The 21,320-nt window shown below is 63.1% G+C and carries 21 protein-coding genes; 14 read left to right on the top strand and 7 right to left on the bottom strand.

Annotation, left to right across the window (positions count from 1 at the left end):
* Positions 1–30: 30 nt before the first annotated feature.
* Positions 31–1,731: a phosphoenolpyruvate--protein phosphotransferase gene (gene ptsP, locus ACIPV6_RS07650; RefSeq protein ID WP_400270301.1), complete on the bottom strand. Its 1,701-nt coding sequence runs from the start codon at positions 1,729–1,731 to the stop codon at positions 31–33.
* Positions 1,732–1,861: 130 nt separating this feature from the next.
* Here ptsP and ACIPV6_RS07645 point away from each other — a divergent pair, with 130 nt between their 5' ends.
* From ACIPV6_RS07645 to ACIPV6_RS07615, 7 genes are all read left to right on the top strand, one after another.
* Positions 1,862–2,584: a TetR/AcrR family transcriptional regulator gene (locus tag ACIPV6_RS07645; protein WP_397324597.1), complete on the top strand. Its 723-nt coding sequence runs from the start codon at positions 1,862–1,864 to the stop codon at positions 2,582–2,584.
* Positions 2,585–2,650: 66 nt separating this feature from the next.
* Positions 2,651–4,669 (top strand): PTS mannitol transporter subunit IICBA, encoded by a 2,019-nt coding sequence (locus tag ACIPV6_RS07640; protein ID WP_400270300.1) that lies wholly within the window; start codon positions 2,651–2,653, stop codon positions 4,667–4,669.
* Entirely contained in the window at positions 4,669–5,817 is a 1,149-nt protein-coding gene (locus ACIPV6_RS07635; RefSeq protein WP_400270299.1) for a mannitol-1-phosphate 5-dehydrogenase, read from the top strand. Before ACIPV6_RS07640 ends, ACIPV6_RS07635 begins: the two co-directional genes overlap by 1 nt.
* A 251-nt stretch (positions 5,818–6,068) precedes the next feature.
* A complete protein-coding gene (locus tag ACIPV6_RS07630; RefSeq protein ID WP_400270298.1) occupies positions 6,069–7,019 on the top strand; it encodes a siderophore ABC transporter substrate-binding protein in 951 nt (316 codons plus the stop codon).
* Between the two features lie 12 nt (positions 7,020–7,031).
* Positions 7,032–8,039, top strand: a complete 1,008-nt coding sequence (locus ACIPV6_RS07625) for an ABC transporter permease (protein ID WP_400270297.1) — start codon at positions 7,032–7,034, stop codon at positions 8,037–8,039.
* Positions 8,032–9,099, top strand: coding sequence for an iron chelate uptake ABC transporter family permease subunit (locus ACIPV6_RS07620; protein ID WP_400270296.1), 1,068 nt, complete (start codon positions 8,032–8,034; stop codon positions 9,097–9,099). The genes ACIPV6_RS07625 and ACIPV6_RS07620 overlap by 8 nt, the downstream gene beginning before the upstream one ends.
* A 13-nt stretch (positions 9,100–9,112) precedes the next feature.
* A complete protein-coding gene (locus ACIPV6_RS07615) occupies positions 9,113–9,871 on the top strand; it encodes an ABC transporter ATP-binding protein (RefSeq protein ID WP_400270295.1) in 759 nt (252 codons plus the stop codon).
* A 70-nt stretch (positions 9,872–9,941) separates the two neighbouring features.
* Here ACIPV6_RS07615 and cycA read toward each other — a convergent pair whose 3' ends face one another.
* The 5 genes from cycA to ACIPV6_RS07590 all read right to left on the bottom strand — a co-directional run bounded on the left by cycA (position 9,942) and on the right by ACIPV6_RS07590 (position 13,805).
* Positions 9,942–11,402, bottom strand: a complete 1,461-nt coding sequence (cycA, locus tag ACIPV6_RS07610; RefSeq protein ID WP_400270294.1) for a D-serine/D-alanine/glycine transporter — start codon at positions 11,400–11,402, stop codon at positions 9,942–9,944.
* A 172-nt stretch (positions 11,403–11,574) separates the two neighbouring features.
* Positions 11,575–12,336: an ABC transporter permease gene (locus tag ACIPV6_RS07605; RefSeq protein WP_400270293.1), complete on the bottom strand. Its 762-nt coding sequence runs from the start codon at positions 12,334–12,336 to the stop codon at positions 11,575–11,577.
* Entirely contained in the window at positions 12,333–13,112 is a 780-nt protein-coding gene (locus tag ACIPV6_RS07600; protein ID WP_400270292.1) for an ABC transporter ATP-binding protein, read from the bottom strand. The genes ACIPV6_RS07605 and ACIPV6_RS07600 overlap by 4 nt, the downstream gene beginning before the upstream one ends.
* Positions 13,109–13,474: a DUF1048 domain-containing protein gene (locus ACIPV6_RS07595; RefSeq protein WP_400270291.1), complete on the bottom strand. Its 366-nt coding sequence runs from the start codon at positions 13,472–13,474 to the stop codon at positions 13,109–13,111. The genes ACIPV6_RS07600 and ACIPV6_RS07595 overlap by 4 nt, the downstream gene beginning before the upstream one ends.
* Position 13,475: 1 nt before the next feature.
* The gene (locus tag ACIPV6_RS07590) at positions 13,476–13,805 is read right to left on the bottom strand and encodes a PadR family transcriptional regulator (protein ID WP_400270290.1); all 330 of its coding nucleotides are present in this window, start codon (positions 13,803–13,805) and stop codon (positions 13,476–13,478) included.
* A gap of 107 nt (positions 13,806–13,912) precedes the next feature.
* Here ACIPV6_RS07590 and ACIPV6_RS07585 point away from each other — a divergent pair, with 107 nt between their 5' ends.
* The 3 genes from ACIPV6_RS07585 (at position 13,913) to ACIPV6_RS07575 (ending at position 16,215) form a co-directional block, all read left to right on the top strand.
* Complete coding sequence (locus ACIPV6_RS07585) at positions 13,913–14,416, top strand: GNAT family N-acetyltransferase (RefSeq protein WP_400270289.1); 504 nt, start codon at positions 13,913–13,915, stop codon at positions 14,414–14,416.
* Positions 14,417–14,535: 119 nt separating this feature from the next.
* Complete coding sequence (locus ACIPV6_RS07580; RefSeq protein WP_400270288.1) at positions 14,536–14,979, top strand: MarR family winged helix-turn-helix transcriptional regulator; 444 nt, start codon at positions 14,536–14,538, stop codon at positions 14,977–14,979.
* Positions 14,980–14,991: 12 nt separating this feature from the next.
* Positions 14,992–16,215, top strand: a complete 1,224-nt coding sequence (locus tag ACIPV6_RS07575) for an MFS transporter (protein ID WP_400270287.1) — start codon at positions 14,992–14,994, stop codon at positions 16,213–16,215.
* Between the two features lie 57 nt (positions 16,216–16,272).
* Here the strand turns inward: ACIPV6_RS07575 and ACIPV6_RS07570 are convergent, their stop codons facing one another.
* Entirely contained in the window at positions 16,273–17,739 is a 1,467-nt protein-coding gene (locus ACIPV6_RS07570) for a sugar porter family MFS transporter (RefSeq protein WP_400270286.1), read from the bottom strand.
* A gap of 400 nt (positions 17,740–18,139) precedes the next feature.
* On the opposite strand from ACIPV6_RS07570, the gene ACIPV6_RS07565 reads away from it, so the two are divergent.
* The 4 genes from ACIPV6_RS07565 to ACIPV6_RS07550 are packed head-to-tail and all read left to right on the top strand — an operon-like array spanning position 18,140 to position 21,286.
* Positions 18,140–18,823, top strand: a complete 684-nt coding sequence (locus tag ACIPV6_RS07565) for an IclR family transcriptional regulator (RefSeq protein WP_400270285.1) — start codon at positions 18,140–18,142, stop codon at positions 18,821–18,823.
* Complete coding sequence (locus ACIPV6_RS07560; protein WP_400270284.1) at positions 18,820–19,926, top strand: ABC transporter ATP-binding protein; 1,107 nt, start codon at positions 18,820–18,822, stop codon at positions 19,924–19,926. The genes ACIPV6_RS07565 and ACIPV6_RS07560 overlap by 4 nt, the downstream gene beginning before the upstream one ends.
* A complete protein-coding gene (locus tag ACIPV6_RS07555) occupies positions 19,923–20,573 on the top strand; it encodes an ABC transporter permease (protein WP_400270283.1) in 651 nt (216 codons plus the stop codon). The genes ACIPV6_RS07560 and ACIPV6_RS07555 overlap by 4 nt, the downstream gene beginning before the upstream one ends.
* Complete coding sequence (locus tag ACIPV6_RS07550) at positions 20,534–21,286, top strand: ABC transporter permease (protein ID WP_400270282.1); 753 nt, start codon at positions 20,534–20,536, stop codon at positions 21,284–21,286. Before ACIPV6_RS07555 ends, ACIPV6_RS07550 begins: the two co-directional genes overlap by 40 nt.
* Positions 21,287–21,320 lie beyond the last annotated feature (34 nt).

The raw sequence follows: 21,320 nt of genomic DNA, 5'->3' as shown, positions 1-21,320 counted from the left end.
GTTTCTCCTTGCGGTTGGAACTTCCGGAACTTACAGGCCGAGCTCTTCGAGCACGGGGAGCTTGGCGCGGACCCACTCGCGGGCCTCAGTGGCGCTCGGTGCGGAGAGGGCCAGGCGGGCGAGTTCCTGCGCCTGTTCCAGCGTGACCGTCTTGAGTACGGTTCCGACGGCGGCCAGGGACCGTGCGGTCATGGACAGTGTGGTGACGCCCAGGCCGGCAAGCACGACGGCGAGGGCCGGGTCCGCGGCCGCCTCGCCACAAACGCCGACGGGCTTGGGCGTTCCCTCGCGGCCTGAGCTTTCCTGCGCCGCCCCTTCAACAGTGAGCTGCACGAGCCGGAGCACAGCAGGCTGCCAAGGAGTGTTGAGCTCCGCGAGAGGACCAAGTTGGCGGTCTGCTGCCATGGCGTATTGAGTGAGGTCGTTGGTTCCGAGTGAGGCGAACCCGACCTCCCGCAGCACGGTGGCCGCGGTCAAAGCCGCGGAGGGTACTTCCACCATGACGCCGGGAGTCTGGATTCCGGCAGCTGCGCACAATGAGGCAAAGCGTCCGGCTTCGGCGGCCGTGGAGATCATGGGTGCCATGACCCACACGTCGGCTTCTGATTCGGATGCGGCGCGGGCGATCGCTTCGAGCTGGCGTTCCAGTACACCGGGCGTGGTGAAGTCGGTGCGGTAGCCGCGGACGCCCAGTGCAGGGTTGGGCTCGGTGGCATCCGTGAGGAAGGGCAGGGGCTTGTCGGCGCCGGCGTCGAGGGTGCGCAGGACCACCTTCTTGCCCGGGAAGGCATCAAAAACGGCCTTATAGGCTGCGGCTTGTTCGTCCACGGAAGGTTCGGTATCGCGTTCCAGGAAGCAGAATTCGGTGCGGAACAGGCCCACGCCCTGGGCGCCCAGGCCTGCAGCGGCCACCGCGTCCTTGGCACCTCCCACGTTGGCGAGGAGCGGCACCAGGTGACCGTCCGCCGTCGTGCCGTTGCCGTCGAAGGAGGCGAGCGTTGCGGAAGTTTCGGCCCATGCCGTCGCGGCAGCGCGCTGCTCCTCGGATGGTTCAACTGACACGAAGCCGGCGGCGCCATCCACGAAGACTTCGGAGCCATCGGCCACGGCGTCGACGCCGTGCGCGGCAACCACGGCAGGCAAGCCCAGCGAGCGGGCGATGATCGCGGTGTGGGACTGCGGGCCACCGCCGGACGTGACCAGGGCCAGCACCTTGGCGGGGTCCAAGGTGGCCGTATCGGCGGGGGCGAGGTCCTCGGCCACCAGGATGAAGGGAGTCTCGGAGGCGGGGATGCCGGGGGCGGGAACGCCGCGGAGTTCGGCGACGATGCGGGCGCGGACGTCCAGGACATCGGTGGCCCGCTCGGCCATATAGCCGCCCAGGTTGTGCAGCATCTCGGAGACGGACGCTCCTGCTTCCCAGATGGCCCGTTCAGGGGACGAACCACCGTTGATCAGCTTGGTGGCCGACTTCAGCAGCATGGTGTCCTTGGCCATGAGGGCCGTGGCTTCGAGGACGGCCTTTCCGTCGCCGGTGGCGATGTCCGCGCGGCCCTTCAGTTCGTCATGGACGGACTGCGCGGCGGCTTTCAGGCCCGCGACGGCGTCTTCCGGACTGGTGTCCGCGGCGAGCCGTTCGCCCGACGGCGGTTCGCTCACCGGCTTGGGCATCTGACGGACGGAACCGATGATGCGTCCAGGGCTTACCCCTACTCCTTGGAAATTCTGCACTGAATCCTCTGTTCCCTGCTTGTTGGATCGGGCCCACCGGCAACGGCACCCTGGGCCTGTGGAAATAGCCTACAAAATTCTGCTGTGAGCCACTTCATATAGCAACGCTATAGGTGCTAGGGTAGCGGTTATGAGTTTCGATGACCAGCTTCCGCCGAAAATTCGGTTGCTTCGCGCAGCTGCCGAATTGCTGGCGAATTCGGAGGGGTCAGCGGTCTCAACGCGCCAGATCACCAAACTTGCGGGGGTTACGGCGCCCACGCTCTACCACCACTTCGGCGACAAGGAAGGCCTGTTCGACGCCGTCGTTTCGGCCGGCTTTGAAGAATATGTGGCAGGGGAGCGCGATTTTGCACCGTCCGGGGAACCCTTGGAGGACGTCCGGCGGATGTGGGACAACCACGTCCAGTTCGGCCTCACCCAGCCCCATCTGTACCTGGTAATGTTCGGCAACATCCGTCCGGAGAGCCGCCCAGCCATCGTGGCCGATGCTGAAGCACTCCTCGAGGAAATGCTGAACAAGGCCGCCATCTCAGGTCAGATCAATGTGCCGCCCCGCGAGGCGGCACGCAGTATCCTCGCGGCCAACGTGGGCGTCACGCTCATGCTTATCGCCGAACCGGTGGAAGACCGGAACCTGGAGCTCTCAACCATGACCCGGGATTCCATGATTTTCGCCGTCTCCACGGACACAGCCCGTGGCGCCGCAGCGGAGGACTCCGGCAAGTCCTCCGTGGTTGTTGCGGCAATCGCCCTGAACGCGGCACTGCAGGCCTCGCATTCAGATCAATTGTCCAGCTCTGAACTGAAGCTTTTCCTTGAGTGGCTTCACCGCATTTCCAGCAGCTCCTAAAGCTGTCCTCGCTCGATCTATATCGACTGACCCCGCGCCGCCGCGGGACACACGTTAGGAATTCACATGGCAACAGAGACCGTTGCGAAGCCCCGCACCAGCCTGCGCGTTGGCGTCCAAAAGTTCGGAACCTTCCTGTCCGGCATGATCATGCCCAACATCGGGGCATTTATCGCCTGGGGCCTCATCACGGCCCTCTTCATTGAGAAGGGCTACATCCCCGTGCCCCAGCTCGGTGGCTTCGGCACCAACGCCGAGGGTGTTGCCAATGTGGGCCTGGTTGGCCCGATGATCACCTACCTGCTGCCGCTGCTGATCGCCTACACCGGCGGCAAGATGGTCTACGACGTCCGTGGTGGCGTGGTGGGTGCCATCGGAACCATGGGTGTGATCGTCGGTGCCGGTATCCCGATGTTCATCGGCGCCATGATCATGGGGCCGCTGGGTGGCTGGACCATCAAGCAACTCGACCGCCTCTGGGACGGCAAGATCCGCCCGGGCTTCGAGATGCTGGTCAACAACTTCTCCGCCGGTATCTGGGGAGCGGCCCTGGCCCTGCTCGGGTTCTATGGCATCTCCCCGTTGGTCTCCGGATTCAGCAAGGGTGCCGGCAACGTGGTCCAGTTCCTGGTGGACAACGGACTCCTGCCGCTGACCAGCATCTTCATTGAGCCCGCCAAGGTCCTGTTCCTCAACAACGCCATCAACCACGGCGTGCTGACTCCGCTGGGCGTCCAGCAGTCCCTGGAGCAGGGCAAGTCCATCCTGTTCCTGCTCGAAGCCAACCCCGGCCCCGGCCTGGGCATCCTGCTGGCCTACATGTTCTTTGGCCGCGGTGCCGCCCGTGCTTCCGCTCCGGGTGCTGCGATCATCCACTTCCTCGGTGGCATCCACGAGATCTACTTCCCGTACGTCCTGATGAAGCCGATCCTGATCCTCGCCGCTATCGGTGGCGGTATGACCGGCATTGCAACCCTGGCCCTGACCAACTCCGGCCTGGTGGCTCCGGCCGCTCCGGGTTCCATCATCGCCGTCATTGCCCAGACTGCCCGCGACAGCTACTTCGGCGTGATCCTGGCCGTGGTCCTGGCCACCACAGTCTCGTTCCTGATCGCCTCGCTGATCCTGCGTACGTCCAAGAACAAGGGCGAGGACGACCTCTCCGCCGCAACGTCCCGCATGGAAGCCATGAAGGGCAAGAAGAGCTCCGTTTCCTCCGCCTTGGTGGGCGAAGGTGGCGGCCGCAGCGACGTGGCGGTCCTCACCCGTCCGGTCCAGAACATCGTGTTCGCTTGCGACGCCGGCATGGGCTCCAGCGCCATGGGTGCCTCGGTACTCCGCAACAAGATCAAGGCAGCGGGCTTCCCGGACGTCAAGGTCACCAACTCGGCCATCGCCAACCTGAGCGATACCTACGACATAGTGGTCACGCACCAGGACCTCACCGAACGCGCCCAGCCGAAGACCTCCAGCGCAGTGCACTACTCCGTGGACAACTTCATGAACAGCCCAAAGTATGACGAAATCGTGGAGCTCGTGAAGACCAGCAACACCGAGGGTCCCGCAGCCGCACACCCAAGCAGTGCTGCTGAGACGGAAGCAGCCCCGAGCCACGGTGCCCATGCCGCGGAGCCGGGTGCCGCCGTCGGAGGCAAGGGCGTGCTGTTGGCCGAAAGCGTCACCCTGAACGGCACTGCCCGTGACCGCGATTCCGCGATCGACGAGGCCGGCCAGCTCCTGCTGGACCGTGGCGCCGTGGATGTCAGCTACGTCCACGCCATGCACGAACGCGAAGAATCCGTGTCCACGTACATGGGCAGCTTCCTGGCGATCCCGCACGGTACCAACGACGCCAAGGACCACATCAAGCACTCGGCCGTTTCGATCGTCCGCTACCCGGAAGGCATCGACTGGGGCGGTAAGCAAGTGAAGTTCGTGGTCGGTGTTGCCGGCCTCAACAATGAGCACCTCCACATCCTGTCCTCCATCGCGAAGATCTTCACCAACAAGGCCCAGGTTGCCCAGTTGGAGGAGGCCACCACGGTTGAGGAAGTCCTGGAGCTGTTCGGAAAGGTCAACGCATAGTGAAGGCAGTCCATTTTGGGGCGGGCAATATTGGACGAGGCTTTGTGGGGCTGCTGCTGCACGAGGCCGGCTACGAGGTGGTGTTCGCGGATGTCGCGGATGCCCTGATCAGCCAGCTGGCCTCGGCGGACAGCTACGAGGTACACGAGGTTGGCGAGAACGCCGCGGTGAAGACCGTGGACGGCTTCCGTGCGCTGAACTCCAGCACCGAGGAAGCTGCCGTGGTGGAGGAAATCTCGACGGCGGATGTGGTCACCACGGCGGTGGGGCCTCACATCCTGAAGTTCGTGGCCCCAGTAATCGCCCGCGGACTGGCTGCCCGGCCCGCGGACCTGCCGCCCCTCCAGGTCATGGCCTGCGAGAACGCAATCAACGCCACGGACCTCCTGCACGTGGAGGTCCGGGCGGCCTGGGACGACTCCGCGGGGGACCTGGACTCCGTGGCTGTCTTCGCCAACACTGCCGTGGACAGGATCGTTCCCAACCAGGCTCCGGGCCAGGGCTTGGACGTCACAGTGGAGACCTTCTACGAATGGGTCATCGACCGGACGCCCTTTGGCGCGAACCCGCCCGTTATCCCCGGGGCCACCTTCGTTGACGAGCTGGGACCGTACATCGAGCGCAAGCTTTTCACGGTGAACACGGGCCACGCCTCGGCGGCCTACTTCGGGTACCAGGCTGGGCTGGAGAAGATCTCCGATGCCATGGCTGATCCGTCCGTTGCCGCGAAGGTCCGTGCCGTCCTGGAGGAAACCAAGGAGTTGCTGGTTGCCAAGCACGGCTTCGAGGAAACCGCGCAGGAAGCGTACGTGCAGAAGATCCTGTCCCGCTTCACCAACCCGCACCTGCCTGACACGGTGGTTCGCGTGGGCCGCGCCCCGCTGCGGAAGCTGGGCAGGCACGAGCGCTTCATCGGTCCCGCTGCGGAGCTCGCCGAGCGCGGCGTGACTCCCTCGGCGCTGCTCGAAGCCATGTCCGCGGCCCTCCGTTTCGACGACGGGTCCGATGACGAGGCCGTGGAACTCGCCAACCTCCTGGCGGAACAGGACGCGGCCGCCGTCGTCGAACGGGTGACGGAACTGACGCCGTCGCACCCGCTGTTCCCGGCAGTCCTGAAACTGGTGGAGGACCGCAAGGCAGAGCTCTAACGCTCTATCACCGAACGCCCGCTTTTCCCGGTTGCTCTCTCACTTTCGTCAGTTGGACGGACAAAAGTGAGGGGGCGGGTGGTCGGTACGCAAGAGAGCCTTTAGGTCTCCAGGAGGAGAAAAACCCGTGAGTTCGCTCACTTTTAGCCCCTCTAACGCCACTCGGTTTTGAAGTTAGCCTCACCTTACTAATAGAGTCAAAGCGCAATTAGGCAACACATCTATGACTTATTAGTGAGTGGAGTACCGGCGTGAAAAAGAGGCTGTCGAGCTACATTGGGGCACTGGCTGCAGGGGCAGCCCTGCTGACCGTCACGGCCTGCGGAGGCGGCGCCACCGCGTCGTCGCAGCCGGAAGAGGCCAGCACCATCACCGTCGAGCACGCCCAAGGCTCCACAGCCAACGTCCCGGTGAACCCGGCCAAGGTTGTCACGTTCGACCTCGGCGTGCTGGACACCATGAACGCACTCGGCGTGGAGCCCACCGGTGTTCCCGAGGCCAGCTACCCGGACGCCCTGAAGAAGTTCTCCGAGGCCAAGTACGCCAAGGTCGGTTCGCTCAAGGAACCCGACTTCGAAGCTGTCAGCTCCGCGGCTCCCGACCTCATCATCATCTCCGGCCGCACCTCCGGCGCCTATGAAGAACTGAGCAAGATCGCTCCCACCATCGACCTCTCTGTAGACGCTGCCAAGCCGATGGAGAGCTTCAAGGCGCAGACAGAGAAGCTCGGCAAGATCTTCAAGAAGGAAGACGAAGTCGCCTCCAAGCTCGCAGAGGTGGACAAGACCGTCGCCGAGACCAAGGCCAAGGCAGCTACCGCCGGCAAGGGTTTGATCGTCCTCACCTCCGGCGGCGAAGTCACCGCTTATGGCGCCGGTTCCCGATTCGGCATCATCCACGACGTCCTGGGCGTCCCGACGGCTGCCGAGGTCAAGTCCGAGGGCGCCCACGGCGAGGCCGTTTCCTTCGAATACATCAAGGAAACCAACCCGGACATCCTCTACGTCATCAACCGCGACACCGCCATCGGCACCGCCGGCTCCACGGCCAACCCCATCCTGGACAACGAGCTCGTAAAGTCCACCAACGCCGCCAAGAATAACAAGATCGTCAATCTCGATCCCGCCGGCTGGTACATCGTGGGCTATGGCTTGAACAACGTCCAGGCCATGGTCACCGCAGTGGCCGACTCGGTCGCCTAAAACACCCCTGCAGTGACAACTACCGCCGTGCATCCCACGGCACCAGCACGCCGCAACCGGACGGGCGAATCCGCCCGCCTGGTTGCGGCTGCTGCCGTTGTGTTGTTGATCGCCGTCGGCAGTATCTTCGTGGGCGTCAGCGATGTTTCGCTACCCGCCCTGTTGGCGAACGACGCCGGGACCTGGGAAATCTTTTGGGTCTCGAGGGTGCCCCGCACCTTGGCTGTGGTCCTGGCCGGGATGGCCGTCGCCGTTGCAGGGCTGATCATGCAGCTCATGGCCCGGAACCGGTTCGTGGAGCCGTCCACCGTGGGGACCGTGGAATCGGCCACGCTCGGGATACTGGTGGTGACGGTGCTGGCTCCGGAGTCCCCGATCCTCACCAAGATGATCGTGGCCAGCGTCTTCGCGATCCTCGGCACGGCATTGTTCCTGGCCATCCTCCGCAGGCTCCCGGCCCGCAACACCCTGCTGGTCCCCTTGGTGGGCATCATGCTGGGCGGCGTCATTGCCGCTGTCACCACATTCTTTGCCTACCGCTTCGATCTCCTCCAGACGCTGAGCAACTGGATGATCGGCGATTTCTCCGGGGTGCTGCGTGGCCGGTACGAACTCCTGTGGATCGTGGCTGTCCTGGTTTTGGTGGGCCTCTTCGCCGCAGACCGCTTCACCGTTGCCGGCATGGGGCAGGACTTCACCACCAACCTTGGCCTCAACTATGCGCGCACCATGCGGCTCGGCCTGATGATCGTCTCCTTGATCTCGGCCGTTGTCGTCACAACAGTCGGCGCCGTTCCGTTCCTTGGACTCGTGGTACCCAACATCGTGTCCCTGCTTTTCGGGGACAACCTCCGCAGGGCCGTTCCCTGGACCGCTCTGTTCGGGGCAGCCTTCGTGCTGGTCTGCGACGTCATCGGCCGGACCATCCGGTTCCCCTACGAGGTACCCGTCGGCATGGTCATGTCCGTGCTGGGCGCCGTGCTGTTCCTCTTCCTGCTCCTGAGGAAACGCAATGCCTGAAAACCCTGTGACATCGGCCCTGACTTCGTCCGGCACTCAAGCAACGCACGACGGCGGCATGCCAGGCCGGCGGCCATGGTCGCCTGCACGATGGCGCGAGGCAATCCGAAGCACCCCGCCGGGACTCGTGATCGGCATCCTGGCGATTGCCGCCGTCGTGCTTGTTGCTGTTTTCCTGACCATCGACCTCAAAGGCAACATCGCCTACATCCTTCCGCGCCGGGCCATCAAGGTGTCCGCAATGTTGCTGGTGGCCGTAGCGGTGGGCGTGTCCACACTGTTGTTCCAGACCGTGACGGCCAACCGGATCCTGACCCCGTCCATCATGGGTTTCGATTCGCTGTACATCCTGGTGCAGACCGCGCTGGCATTCGTGGCAGGTGCTGCGACGCTGGCCACGGCTCCCTCCACGCTCAAGTTCGGCCTGGAAATCCTGCTGATGGTGGGGTTCAGCGCGTTCCTGTACCGGTGGATGTTCACCGGTGCCACGCGGTCCTTGCACCTGTTGTTGCTGGTGGGAATCGTACTGGGGACCTTCTTCCGCGGGCTGTCTTCGCTGCTGCAGCGGCTCATGGAACCGAGCGAATTCATCATCCTGCAGGACCTGTTCTTTGCCAGCTTCAACAACGTGGACCCGGGGCTCTTGGGTGTTTCCGCGCTCTTGATCGCTGCCGTATGCGTCGCTGTGTGGCGGATGCGGCACACCTTGGATGTGCTGGCGCTGGGCCGCGAGGTGGCCATCAACGTGGGCGTGGACCACAAGCGCGTAGTGATGCGCGTCCTCCTGGCGTGTTCGCTGCTGGTGGCGATTTCCACGGCGCTGGTGGGTCCCGTGACGTTCTTCGGACTCCTGGTAGTCAGTCTCGGCTACCAGCTCTGCCGCGGATTCCGGCATGCGTGGCTGTTGCCGATCGTGGTGCTCATCGGGGCGATTGCGCTGGTGGGTGGCCAGTTGGTGCTGGAGCGCGTGTTCGGTTTCGCCACCGCGCTCAGCGTCATCATTGAGTTCACCGGCGGCATCCTCTTCCTGTACCTCCTGCTGAAAGGCTCGCTGAAATGACCGGGTTCCGCCCATGATTACCGTCCGCAACGTCACCAAGCGCTACGGCGGCACCACCGTGCTGGACGACGTCAGCTGCGAAATTCCCCGTGGCGGCATCACGTCCATCATCGGCCCCAACGGCGCCGGGAAGTCCACGCTGCTTTCGCTGATCAGCCGCCTCCAGCCCATGGACGCCGGGGGAGTCTCCGTAGCCGGGCTGGATGTCACTGCCACGCCCAGCAAGGAACTGGCCAAGACCATGGCCATTCTGCGGCAGGAAAACCACCTGACCATGCGGCTCAAAGTCCGGGATCTCGTGGCGTTTGGGCGCTTTCCGCACAGTGGCGGCCGGCCGACAGTTGAGGACCTTGGGCACGTGGACGAGGCGATCCGCCAGCTGGACCTCACTTCCATGGCAGACAAGTTCGTGGACGAGCTCTCCGGCGGTCAGCGGCAGCGCGCGTATATCGCGATGGTGCTGGCGCAGGATACCGAGTATCTGCTGCTGGACGAGCCCCTCAACAACCTCGACATGAAGCACTCCGTGGAGATGATGCGGTTGCTGCGGCGCTTGGCCGACGAGCTCGGGAAGACCATCGTCCAGGTGGTCCACGACATCAATTTCGCGTCCTGCTACTCGGATAACATCCTGGCCATGAAGGACGGCAGGCTCGTTCACCAAGGCACACCGGCGGACATCATGCGCGCCGGGATGCTGCACGACGTCTACGACATCCACATCCGCATCGAAGAAATCGACGGCAACCGCATCGGCGTTTACTTCGCCTGACGCGTACCAGAAAGCCCGACGCCGGCACTCGCGTTGAGTGTCCGGCGTCGGGCTTTTCTGCGTGTTGGACTTAGCGCGCTGCCGCGGTTTCGCGCTGCGCCATTGCCTTCCACTCGGCCACGCGGGCCTGGTGCAGCGGCGAGCGGCGGACTACGGCGTAGGCAACACCGAGGATCGCGAACCACACGGGGGTTACCAACAGCGCCGTGAGCGTGTCCGGCTGGGTGGTGAGCGCCCAGACCAGGAACGCGAAGAAGGCGAAGACCACCCAGACCATCACTACACCGCCAGGCATCTTGAACGGCGAGGCCGCATGCTGCTCCGGCCGGCGCTTGCGGTACACGAGGTAGCTGGCCAGGATGATCGACCACACGAACATGAAGCACACGGCCGAGACGGTGGTCACCATGTCGAAGGCTGCTCCCACGTCCTTGCCCAAGTACAGGAGCGCTACGCCGGAGAGCAGCAGGACGCAGGAGAGGAACAACGCGTTCTGGGGTACCTTGCGGCTGGAGAGCCGGCCGAAGACCTTGGGGGCGTCGCCGTCGTTCGCGAGGCCGAAGACCATGCGGGACGTGGAGTAGATGCCGGAGTTGGCCGAGGACATTGCGGAGGTGAGAACCACCAGGTTCACCACCGTGGCTGCCATGCCGAGGCCCGCCAGGGAGAACATGGCGATGAACGGGCTGTGCCCGGCCTTGAATTCCGTCCAGGGGGTAACGGACATCAGGATGATGAGTGCGCCGACGTAGAAGAGCATGACGCGCAGGGGGATGGCGTTGATGGCGCGGGGCAGGTTGTGCTCCGGGTTCTTGGTTTCAGCAGCGGCGGTGCCCACCAGTTCGATGCCCACGAACGCGAACACTGCGATCTGGAAGCCGGCCACGAAGCCCATGAATTCCTTGGGGAAGAAGCCTCCGTGGTTCCACAGGTTGGTGAAGCTTGCGGTGCCTGCGTTGGACTGGAAGCCCGTGAAGATCAGCACCAGGCCCACCACGATCAGTGCCACGATGGCGACGATCTTGATCAGGGCGAACCAGAACTCGGTCTCGCCGAACGCCTTCACGGTGGGAAGGTTCAGCAACAAGAGGATGGCAATGGTCGCGAACCCGGGGATCATCAGGGGAATCCCGGGCCAGAGCTCGTTCGCGTAACCGGCAATCGCGATGACGTCTGCAACGCCCGTGACAACCCAGCAGAACCAATAGGTCCAACCGGTGAAGAATCCGGCCCATGGCCCCAGGAGATCGCCGGCAAAGTCGCTGAAGGACTTGTAGTTCAGGTTGGACAACAGGAGCTGTCCCATGGCCCGCATGACGAAAAAGAGCATGAAGCCGATGATCATGTAAACGAAGATCACGGAAGGGCCGGCAACCGAGATGGTCTTGCCGGAACCCATGAAGAGGCCCGTTCCGATGGCGCCGCCGATGGCCAGGAGTTGGATGTGGCGGTTGCTGAGCGAGCGTGACAGGTGGGGCTCGGCATCCCTGCTGGAGGCAGTGTGCTGCCCCGTTGTTGTCTGGTCGGACATGAGTGTTCAAGAACCCTTCGGAAGAACCGTCAAAATGGTGACGGCCGTTACAAATTTGGTTCTGTAAAGCTATAACTTATGTCTGACAAATGGCGAATCGGTCTGCATGGCGAAAGCTCCCGCTGTGGACAGGGGAGCTAAGCCGTTGGTTCCTTTGTTCTGCGTCAGGAAATCAGGAGATCTTCCGCCGGTACACCCTTGCCGCGAAAACGTAGGCCAGCACCAGGATTCCCAGGCACCATGCGAGGGCTACCCAAATGTCCGATCCCACGGGCCGCTGCGCGAAGATGTTCTGGATGGTGTTGACGATCGACGTGACCGGTTGGTTCTCGGCGAACCACCGGACCGGGCCAGGCATGGTGTCGGTGGGGACGAAGGCCGAGCTGATGAACGGCAGGAAGATCAGTGGGTAGGAGAAGGCGCTGGCGCCTTCGATGGTGCTTGCGCTGAGGCCGGCGATGACAGCCACCCAGGTCAGGGCCACTGTAAACAAGGTCAGGATTCCGGCCACTGCCAGCCATTCCAGGATCCCAGCCGAGGTGCGGAAGCCCATCAGCAGGCCTACCAGCACGATGATCACCACCGACAGGAGGTTGGCCACCACCGACGTCAGCACATGGGCCCACAGCACTGCTGACCGGGCGATGGGCATGGAATGGAACCGTTCGAAGATGCCGCTCTTCAGGTCCATGAACAGCCTGAAGGCGGTATAGGCAATGCCGGATGCGATGGCGATCAGCATGATGCCCGGCAGCAGGTAATTGACGTAATTGTCCGTGCCCGTCTCGATCGCCCCGCCGAGGACGAACACGAACAGCATCATGATGGCAATCGGCGTGATCGCCGTGGTGATGATGGTGTCCACGCTGCGGAAGATGTGCCGCATGGAACGGCCCAGCAGCACGGACGTGTCTGCGAAGAAGTGGGTGTTCATGACCTGTCCTTTACTGACGCGTTGTTTCCGGTGCCGACCAGGGCCAGGAAGATGTCCTCCAGGCTCGGCTGCTTTTCGACGTATTCGATCTTGGCCGGCGGCAGCAGTTGCTTGAGCTCGGAGAGGGTGCCGTTGGCAATGATTCGCCCCTCATGAAGAATGGCGATTCTGTCTGCCAGTTGCTCGGCTTCGTCGAGGTACTGGGTGGTGAGCAGAACCGTGGTCCCTTGGTTGGCGAGGTTCTTGACGATCTGCCACACCTCCAAGCGGGCCTCTGGGTCCAGGCCGGTGGTGGGCTCATCCAGGAAGATCACTTTGGGTTTGCCGATCAGGCTCATGGCGATGTCCAGGCGACGACGCATGCCGCCGGAGTATGTCGCCACTTTGCGCGGTCCTGCCTCCGTGAGGCTGAACTGCGCCAGTAACTCATCCGCGATCTGGCCCGGATTCTTCAAGTGCCGCAGTTTCGCCACCAACACCAGGTTTTCCTTGCCGGAGAGGATCTCGTCCACCGCGGCAAACTGTCCGGTGAGGCTGATGGACTGCCTCACCTGGAGCGATTCCGCCGCAACATCAAAACCTTCGACGGCGGCCTGCCCGCCATCCGCCTTGAGAAGCGTGGACAGTATCTTCACCATGGTGGTCTTACCCGCGCCGTTGGAGCCCAGGAGGGCGAAGATGCTGCCCGTCGCTACCTCAAAATCCACCCCGCGGAGAACATGGAGATCCTTGTACGACTTCTCGATGCCCTGGACCCGAATTGCTGTCGCGGTCATGATTCCGCCTCCTTTGCCTTATTGATGGCCTTTTCCAGGCGCTCGCGTTCCTTGTCGATCCAGCGCTTTCCGCCGTATGCCTGGGCGAAGGATTCGGCGAACTCCACCGGATCTTCGCCTACGATCTCGCTGACGGGTGTGCCGTCGATGGCGGCGCGTTCCCACAAGTCTGCGAAGTCTGTGAACATCTGGACCATGGTGTCGCCCTCGGTGACGCCGCCGTAGTACATCAGGTACCGGTTGAAGGCGCCTGCAACGGTGAGGTAGGGCTCAGGCAGGGAGTCCAGGCGTGCCTTGGCCTGCTTGTACTGCTTCTTCTGTTCGAGCGATCCGGTGACCAGCTCGATCCATTTTGCTGCCATGTTAATTTCCTTCCTTGCGGAGCTGTTCAAGCCGTTCGGACAAGAAGCTCCATGTGTTCCAAAATTCGTCCAGTTCGGTTTTGCCTTGGGCGTTGAGCGTGTACACCTTGCGGGGCGGGCCCTTTTCGGACGGCCGCTTCTCGACGTCCACCAGCCCCTTTTGTTCGATCCTGACCAGCAGTGCGTACACGGTTCCTTCAGCGATCTCGGTAAAGCCCTGTGCACGGAGCAGCGTGGTGATCTCGTATCCGTACGCCGCCTTTCCGGTCAGGAGGGCCAGCACAATGCCCTCCAATGTGCCTTTGAGCATCTCCGTCATTTGCTTGCCCATCGGACACCTCCTTCACTACTCGGTATTACTAGCTACCACTACATAGTAGAACTAAGTAGTGGTACTTAGCAACACTGAGTTCTGAAAAGAAATGGCAAGCTGGGGTGGTGACCGATGACTCCGCCTCCGTGCCCGCTTTGCTGACTGCCGCCGTCGACTCCGGCACCTTCACCCTGAGGCGTGCCCGCAAGGACGACCTGCCGCGGATCCTCGCATTGCTCGCGGACGATCAGCTGGGTGCCACCCGCGAAAGTGCCGACGACCTGGCGCCGTATGAACAGGCTTTTGACGCGATCGACGCCGATCCGGCCCACCTCCTGGTGGTGGGCGAACGGGACGGGGGCGTTATGGCCACTTTCCAGCTCAGCTACCTCCCGGGCTTGTCCCGCACGGGGTCCTGGCGGGCGCAGATCGAGGCCGTTCGGGTGTCCGAGGCGCTGCGCGGGCAAGGCATCGGGACACTGATGATCGAGTGGGCCATAGGGCAGGCCAGGGAACGCGGCTGCTCCTTGGTTCAGCTGACCACCGACAAATCCCGCGCAGCGGCACACCGTTTCTATGAGCGGCTGGGGTTCGTAGCGAGCCACGAGGGCATGAAGCTCACCTTCTAACCTCCCCAACCCGTCTAAGTCGCAGATCAGGTCGTTCCCAGCGCTGGGAACGACCTGATCTGCGACCCAGTTGGGCGCCTCTTGACTATTAGGTACCCTAACTATTAGGCTACCTAAATATGACGAATGCTTTCGATCCCCGGCTCCTCGATCTAGCGCGTGACTTCCGCGAAGCACTGCGCTTGGGCGTGTACATGTTCCGCCGCTTGGACCCGGAGGGCGAACTCACCGCCGCGCAGCTCAGCTTGCTGTCCATGATTTCCGACGGCGGCCTGCGGGTTGGAGACATCGCCAAGAACCTGGGGATTAAGGTTCCCAGTGCCACTGAGCAGATCATCAAGCTCGAACGCGCCGGCTTGGTCAATCGTCAACCGGACCCGCACGACTCCCGCGCCGTGCAGGTGATCACCACCCAGGCGGGGCTTGCCGCCGTCGAGTCCGCCAACCACCGCCGCAACGCCATGGTGGCCGAACTGTTGCAAGGGCTCAATCCCGACGAAATCGAACAGCTCGCCGCGGCCCTTCCCGTGATCGCAAAAATCAACAATTCATTCCAGAACTAGGAGCACAACCGCATGTCACGCCAACTGGCTGACGCAACAAGCGCCGAAAACACCCTGGAAGCCGAGAAGGTTTCCTTCCTCAAGCAGCCCAAGGCCGTCTGGGCAACAGCCCTCGCCGCCGTGTTCGCCTTCATGGGCATTGGCCTGGTGGACCCGATCCTGCCAGCCATCGCCAAAAACCTCGAAGCCTCGCCCAGCGAGGTCTCCCTGCTGTTCACCAGCTACTTCCTGGTGACGGCCGTGGCGATGTTGATCAGTGGATTCGTGTCATCGCGCATCGGCGGCAAGAAGACGCTGCTGATCGGGCTGGCAGTGATCGTGGTGTTTGCGTCGTTGTCCGGCCTGTCCGGGAGTGTTGAGCAGTTGGTGGGCTTCCGCGCCGGTTGGGGACTGGGCAACGCCCTGTTCGTCGCCACGGCGTTGGCCGTTATTGTTGGCGTGGCCACTGGCGGCACGGGAGTCGCGATCATTCTCTACGAGGCCGCCCTTGGCCTGGGCATCTCCCTCGGCCCACTGTTGGGAGCGCTTCTTGGCGGCTGGCAGTGGCGCGCGCCGTTCTTCGGCACGGCCGTCTTGATGGCAGCGGCGTTAATTGCCTTGCTGGCTCTCCTGCCCAAGACTCCCGCACCGGCCAAGAAGGCACACTTGCGGGATCCGCTGCTGGCACTGGGTCACAAGGGCCTCAGCACCACGGCCGCCAGCGCACTCTTCTACAACTACGGTTTCTTCACGATCCTGGCCTTCACGCCGTTCATTCTGGGCATGGACGCCTACGGAATCGGCGGAGTGTTCTTCGGTTGGGGCGTCGCCGTCGCTGTGTTCTCCGTGTTCGTGGCACCCGTCCTCCAGAACCGCTTCGGTGCAGTCAAGGTGCTCACGGGCACGCTGTTCGTCCTGATGCTGGACCTGATCGGGCTGGGACTGGCCGCGGGGCACTCGGTGCCTGCCGTCGTCGTGCTTGTCATCGTGGCCGGTGCCCTGCTGGGCATCAACAATACGATCTACACCGAACTGGCCATGGGCGTTTCGGATTCACCGCGGCCCGTGGCTTCGGCCGGCTACAACTTTGTCCGCTGGATGGGTGGCGCGCTGGCTCCGTTCGCCGCAGCCCAGCTTGGCGAGCACTTTGGCTCGCAGGTTCCGTTCTTCGCTGGCGCGGTGGCCATGGTCATCGCGATCCTGGTGGCCTTCGGTGGACGTAATTACCTGAAGTCGCACGAACCGCACCTCGTTTAGCCCAACTGAGTAGCAGTTCAGGTCGTTCCCAGCGCTGGGAACGACCTGAACTGCGACTTACTTGGGTTCCTCGGCGGTGGGCAGCGGCGAAACCTGCGCACCCTTGGGGACGAACAAGGTTTCGGCCTGCTCCAGGGACATGCCATTGGTCTCCGGCACCTTGAACATCACAAAGAAGAACGACGCCGCAGCGAACGCCGCGTACATGGCGTACGTCAGCGGCAGCGAACCTGCCGCCATGACGGGAAAGCTGAGCGTGATGGCGAAGTTGGCGATCCATTGCGCAGCCGCGGCCAGTCCCAGCGCCCGGGCGCGGATCCGGGACGGGAAGATCTCGCCCAGCAGCACCCAGACCAAGGGGCCCCAGGAGGCGCCGAAGCTGATCACGAAAACGTTGGCGGCGATCAACGCCGCGGGTCCCCAACCGCCGGGCAAGGTGATCTCCGAGCCAGTCCCGGTTGCCGAGGAGAATGCCACGGCCATGACGCCCAGTGAGACGGCCATGCCGATGGATCCGGTGAGCAGGATCGGACGGCGGCCCACGCGGTCAACCAGCGCAATCGCAACGAGCGTCACCAGGATGTTGGTCACCGAAGTCGCAACGGAGATGGTGAGGGAGTCCTTCTCCTGGAATCCCACCGCCTTCCACAGCGTGGTGGAGTAGTAGAAGATCACGTTGATGCCCACGAACTGCTGCAGCACGGACAGGATGATGCCGATCCACACTACGGGCTGCAGTCCGAACGCCTTGCCGCGTAAGGAGCCCTTCTTGCTGGAGAGTTCGTCCTCGTGGATTGACTCCTTGATCTCGCGGATATGCCGGTCGATGTCGTCATTCGGCATGATGGCCTTGAAGACCGTGCGTGCTTGCTCATCCTTGCCGTTGAGCACCAGGAAGCGCGGGGACTCCGGCAACCTGAAGGCAATCAATCCGTAGACTGCGGCCGGAAGGGCGCAAGCGATGAACATCCAACGCCACGCCTCGATCCCGAACCAGAAAGTGTTGCCGGCGCTGCCTGCAGAGTTTGCCAGCAGGGCGTCGGACAAGAGCGCGGCGAAGATACCGGTGGTGATCGCGAGCTGCTGAAGGGATGCCAGCCGGCCACGGACATGGCGGGGCGAGATCTCCGAGATGTAGGCCGGGGCGATCACGGACGCGAGGCCGATGCCCAGGCCGCCCACAAGGCGCCAGAAGATCAGGTCCCACACTCCGAAGGCCAGGCCCGTGCCAATGGAACTCACCAGGAAGAGGAGTGCACCAATCTTCATGGCAGGAATACGGCCATAACGGTCCGCGACCTTTCCTGCCAGGTACGCGCCCAGCGCGCAACCGAGCAAGGCGATGGCTACGGCGAAGCCGGTCACGGCCTCGCTCAGCATGAATTCGTCCTTCATGGCATCCACGGCGCCGTTGACCACGGAGGAGTCGAAGCCGAAGAGGAAGCCGCCTACCGCTCCCGCAACAGCCAGTCCCACCACTTTTCGGGAGACTGGGGGCACGCCTTCGGTGCTTGAGCTGGACATGGTTCTCCCTTGCGGCAGTGGAATGGGTTTCACAGTGCGGGACGTCGTCGGCCGGCCCGACGGGTCGCCGGTGCACGCGCGCTACACAGTGTGGCACGTCATATCGGGCAACTTCCAGTCATGCGCGCGGACATGACATGCATTCACTTCCTGAACTCAACAAGCGGCGAAGGCCTCCAGATAGTCCGGCGTGGGTGCCTAAAGCGCCTGAACTGGTCTTTTGCTTGAACTTCTTTAACACAAGCGGCCGACGGCGGCAGGCGGCGCGGGCACTAACGTCGAGTCCCGCCGTCGTCATCTTTTGTCGGGCCAGTCGCCCAACCATTGCCATTTAATGAAAATTGGTTTTTACTGAATGGCAAGAGCAAATGTGATGGGGACCACGAAGCGAAGGTATGTGATGGCGGATTCTTCCACCCGGACGGTAGAGCGGGCGCTGGCCCTGCTGGCAGCAGTTTGCTCGGAAGGCGCCGTCGCCCTGAGCGACGCCGCAAGGGGCGTTGATCTCTCTCCCAGCACGGCGCTGCGCCTGCTCCGCACGCTCGAAGGCAGCGGCTTCGTCTCACGCGACGACGACGGGAATTTCCGCCCGGGCGCGTCCATCATCCAGCTCGGCGCGCTGGCACTCGGCAAAGAATCGCTTGTTGCCCTGTGCACGCCCGCCATGAAGCACCTCGTCGCTGAAACGGGCGAATCGTGCTACCTGAGCATTCCCGGAGTGGGGGACACGGGAATCTACATCGCGATCGTTGAGGGCACTCATTCGATCAGGCACTCCAGCTGGGTCGGGCGGAGCATCCCGCTCGAAGGAACAGCTTCCGGCCAGGTCCTCAAGGGTGAACAGCCCGAGCGTGGCTTCGCCGTGGTGCGCAGCGGTGTGGAGGACGACGTGACGGCCATTGCCGCTCCGGTGGTCATGGGAGGAAGGACGGTGGCTTCCCTGAGCATCGTTGCCCCCAGCTACCGCGTGGACGAACTGAAGGCCATCAAGATCGGCCAGCAATTGGTGGAGGAAGCCGGAGGCGTCCTCACCCTGAACACCGAAATTTCTGAGCTACCCCAGGAAAGCATGGAAGCGAAATGATCAAGTTTGAAAACGTCACCAAGGCCTACCCCGATGGCACTGTCGCCGTCGATGGCCTTAATCTGGAAGCTCCCACCGGCAAGCTGACCATCCTGGTTGGTCCGTCCGGTTGCGGAAAAACCACCTCCCTGCGGATGATCAACCGCCTGATCGAACCCACCAGCGGCACCATTTACCTCGACGACGAACCAACCTCCGGCATGGACGCGGCGTTGCTCCGCCGCCGGATCGGCTACGTGATCCAGCATGCCGGCCTGTTCCCGCACAAGACGATCGTGGACAACGTGGCCACCATGCCGGTGCTGCTTGGCGAGAGCCGGCAGAAGGCGCGGACCAAGGCGCTCGAGCTGATTGAGCGCGTGGGACTGCCGGCCAGCTTCGCCAAACGCTACCCTTGGCAGCTTTCCGGCGGTCAGCAGCAGCGCGTCGGTGTGGCCCGTGCACTGGCCTCGGATCCGGCTTTCATGCTGATGGACGAACCGTTCAGTGCCGTTGATCCCGTGGTCCGCGGCCAACTGCAGGATGAGTTCCTCCGCCTGCAGCGCGAGATCGGCAAGACCATCATCATGGTCACCCACGACATTGACGAAGCCCTCAAGCTGGGTGACCAGGTTGCCGTGATGCGGGTAGGTGGAAAGCTCGCCCAGATGGCTTCGCCTTCCGAGCTGCTCACCTCGCCCGCGGACGAGTTCGTTGCCGACTTCGTGGGCCGCGACCGTGGCTACCGTTCCCTTGGATTCACCAAGACTGCCGGCAACGTGGCCATCGGCGAAGAATCCGTGGTCCAGCTCGGCGCTACCGCCGAGGAGGCCCGCGCCAAGGCGTCGGGTGCTTGGGTGTTGGTGCTCGACGGCGGTCGCAAGCCTTTGGGCTGGGCGCAGCCGGATCTCTTCAGCGGTGAACTGAAGCGCGAGCACTTGAACCTCAGCGGCATCCCCGCAGTCGTGTCAGGAACCATGCGACAACTGCTCGACGCCGCACTCTCCTCACCGAGCCGCCGCGGCGTGGTGGTCAACGAGCAAGGTGAGTTGCTCGGAACGGTGACCGCGACCGACGTCGTCAAGGCCATTGAAGCCGAACCCCACCTGGAGACGGCCCGATGAACTTTGAATGGCTGGGACGCCAGTTCGACAACATCGTCTTCCTGCTCGGCTGGCATGTCCTGCTCGCCGTCATCCCCCTGGTCCTGGGCTTGCTCATCGCACTGCCCCTGGGCTGGTGGGCGCACCGCAGCCGCCGTATCTACCCCCTGTTGGTAGGGGTTGCAGGCCTGCTGTACACCGTTCCTTCCCTGGCGCTCTTCGTCCTGCTGCCGCTGGTCCTGGGCACCAAGATCCTGGATCCGCTGAACATCGTGGCGGCACTGACCATCTACACCGTGGCGCTGTTGGTCCGCGTGGTAGCGGATGCCCTGGAATCCGTTCCAGAAGACACGGTCCAAGCAGCGAAGGCCATGGGATACCGCGGCTACCAGAGCCTCATCAAGGTGGAGCTTCCCGTAGGCGTCCCTGTCATTTCCGCTGGACTTCGCGTGGCAGCCGTGTCCAACGTGAGCCTCGTCTCCGTTGCCGCGCTGCTGGGTATTCCGCAGCTCGGTTCCCTCTTTACGCAGGGCTTCCAACTCCGCTTCTTCACCCCGATCATCGCCGGCATCATCCTCTGCGTGGTCCTCGCGATGATTCTTGACGGGCTGATCATTCTCCTCAACCGGTGGCTGACACCGTGGACCCCCAAGGTGGTGCACTCGTGAACTACTTGTTCGACCCCTCGCACTGGAGCGGCGCCGACGGCATCCCAACCCTCATCGGCGAACACCTCCTGTACTCGCTCATCGCCTTGGCTGTTGCTGCCATCATCGCTGTTCCCTTGGGCATCTACATCGGCGTGACAGGCAAGGGCGTGTTCATGATCGCTGGTCTGGCCAACGCGCTGCGCGCCCTCCCGAGCGTCGGCTTGCTGATCCTGCTGGTGCTGCTGCTCTCGCCGGCCTTCCCGTCGCGCATGGGTTACATCCTTCCGAGCCTCATCGTCCTGATCCTGCTCGCGGTTCCGCCCATCCTGACCAACACCTACGCCGGCGTCCGAGCGGTGGATGCGGCCGCCGTCGACGCCGCCAGAGGCATGGGTTTCCGCCCCATGAAGATCCTCACGGATGTCCAGCTCCCGTGCTCGCTTCCGCTTGTTCTGTCCGGTGTCCGCAGTGCTCTGTTGCAGATCATCTCGACGGCGACCATCGCCGCGTACATATCGCTCGGCGGCCTGGGCCGCCTCCTGATCGACGGCAAGGCCCAGAACGACTACGGCCAAATGGTCGCCGGTGCCGTCCTCGTCGCACTGCTGGCGTTGTTTTTCGACCAGCTGCTCGCGTTCATTACCCGCCGCGTAGTCTCACCAGGACTCACTCGGCGAACCGTCAAAACGGCTCCCGTGGCCGAACCCGTGAAGACCCCCGTCACGGTCTAAGCACCACCCATTTCCATCTCCACCCACCCCCACC

This window comes from Paenarthrobacter sp. NPDC089988, assembly GCF_044748465.1.
Lineage (GTDB): Bacteria > Actinomycetota > Actinomycetes > Actinomycetales > Micrococcaceae > Arthrobacter.
This window is presented reverse-complemented; position numbering and strand designations above follow the sequence as displayed.

What these genes read in the sequence shown, in the direction of transcription:
- ACIPV6_RS07645 (WP_397324597.1), top strand. Translation starts at nt 1,862, where the DNA reads ATGAGTTTCGATGACCAGCTTCCGCCGAAAATTCGGTTGCTTCGCGCA.
- ACIPV6_RS07640 (WP_400270300.1), top strand. Translation starts at nt 2,651, where the DNA reads ATGGCAACAGAGACCGTTGCGAAGCCCCGCACCAGCCTGCGCGTTGGC.
- ACIPV6_RS07620 (WP_400270296.1), top strand. Translation starts at nt 8,032, where the DNA reads ATGCCTGAAAACCCTGTGACATCGGCCCTGACTTCGTCCGGCACTCAA.
- ACIPV6_RS07615 (WP_400270295.1), top strand. Translation starts at nt 9,113, where the DNA reads ATGATTACCGTCCGCAACGTCACCAAGCGCTACGGCGGCACCACCGTG.
- cycA (WP_400270294.1), bottom strand. Translation starts at nt 11,402, where the DNA reads ATGTCCGACCAGACAACAACGGGGCAGCACACTGCCTCCAGCAGGGAT.
- ACIPV6_RS07605 (WP_400270293.1), bottom strand. Translation starts at nt 12,336, where the DNA reads ATGAACACCCACTTCTTCGCAGACACGTCCGTGCTGCTGGGCCGTTCC.
- ACIPV6_RS07600 (WP_400270292.1), bottom strand. Translation starts at nt 13,112, where the DNA reads ATGACCGCGACAGCAATTCGGGTCCAGGGCATCGAGAAGTCGTACAAG.
- ACIPV6_RS07595 (WP_400270291.1), bottom strand. Translation starts at nt 13,474, where the DNA reads ATGGCAGCAAAATGGATCGAGCTGGTCACCGGATCGCTCGAACAGAAG.
- ACIPV6_RS07590 (WP_400270290.1), bottom strand. Translation starts at nt 13,805, where the DNA reads ATGGGCAAGCAAATGACGGAGATGCTCAAAGGCACATTGGAGGGCATT.
- ACIPV6_RS07580 (WP_400270288.1), top strand. Translation starts at nt 14,536, where the DNA reads ATGACGAATGCTTTCGATCCCCGGCTCCTCGATCTAGCGCGTGACTTC.
- ACIPV6_RS07575 (WP_400270287.1), top strand. Translation starts at nt 14,992, where the DNA reads ATGTCACGCCAACTGGCTGACGCAACAAGCGCCGAAAACACCCTGGAA.
- ACIPV6_RS07570 (WP_400270286.1), bottom strand. Translation starts at nt 17,739, where the DNA reads ATGTCCAGCTCAAGCACCGAAGGCGTGCCCCCAGTCTCCCGAAAAGTG.
- ACIPV6_RS07565 (WP_400270285.1), top strand. Translation starts at nt 18,140, where the DNA reads ATGGCGGATTCTTCCACCCGGACGGTAGAGCGGGCGCTGGCCCTGCTG.
- ACIPV6_RS07560 (WP_400270284.1), top strand. Translation starts at nt 18,820, where the DNA reads ATGATCAAGTTTGAAAACGTCACCAAGGCCTACCCCGATGGCACTGTC.
- ACIPV6_RS07555 (WP_400270283.1), top strand. Translation starts at nt 19,923, where the DNA reads ATGAACTTTGAATGGCTGGGACGCCAGTTCGACAACATCGTCTTCCTG.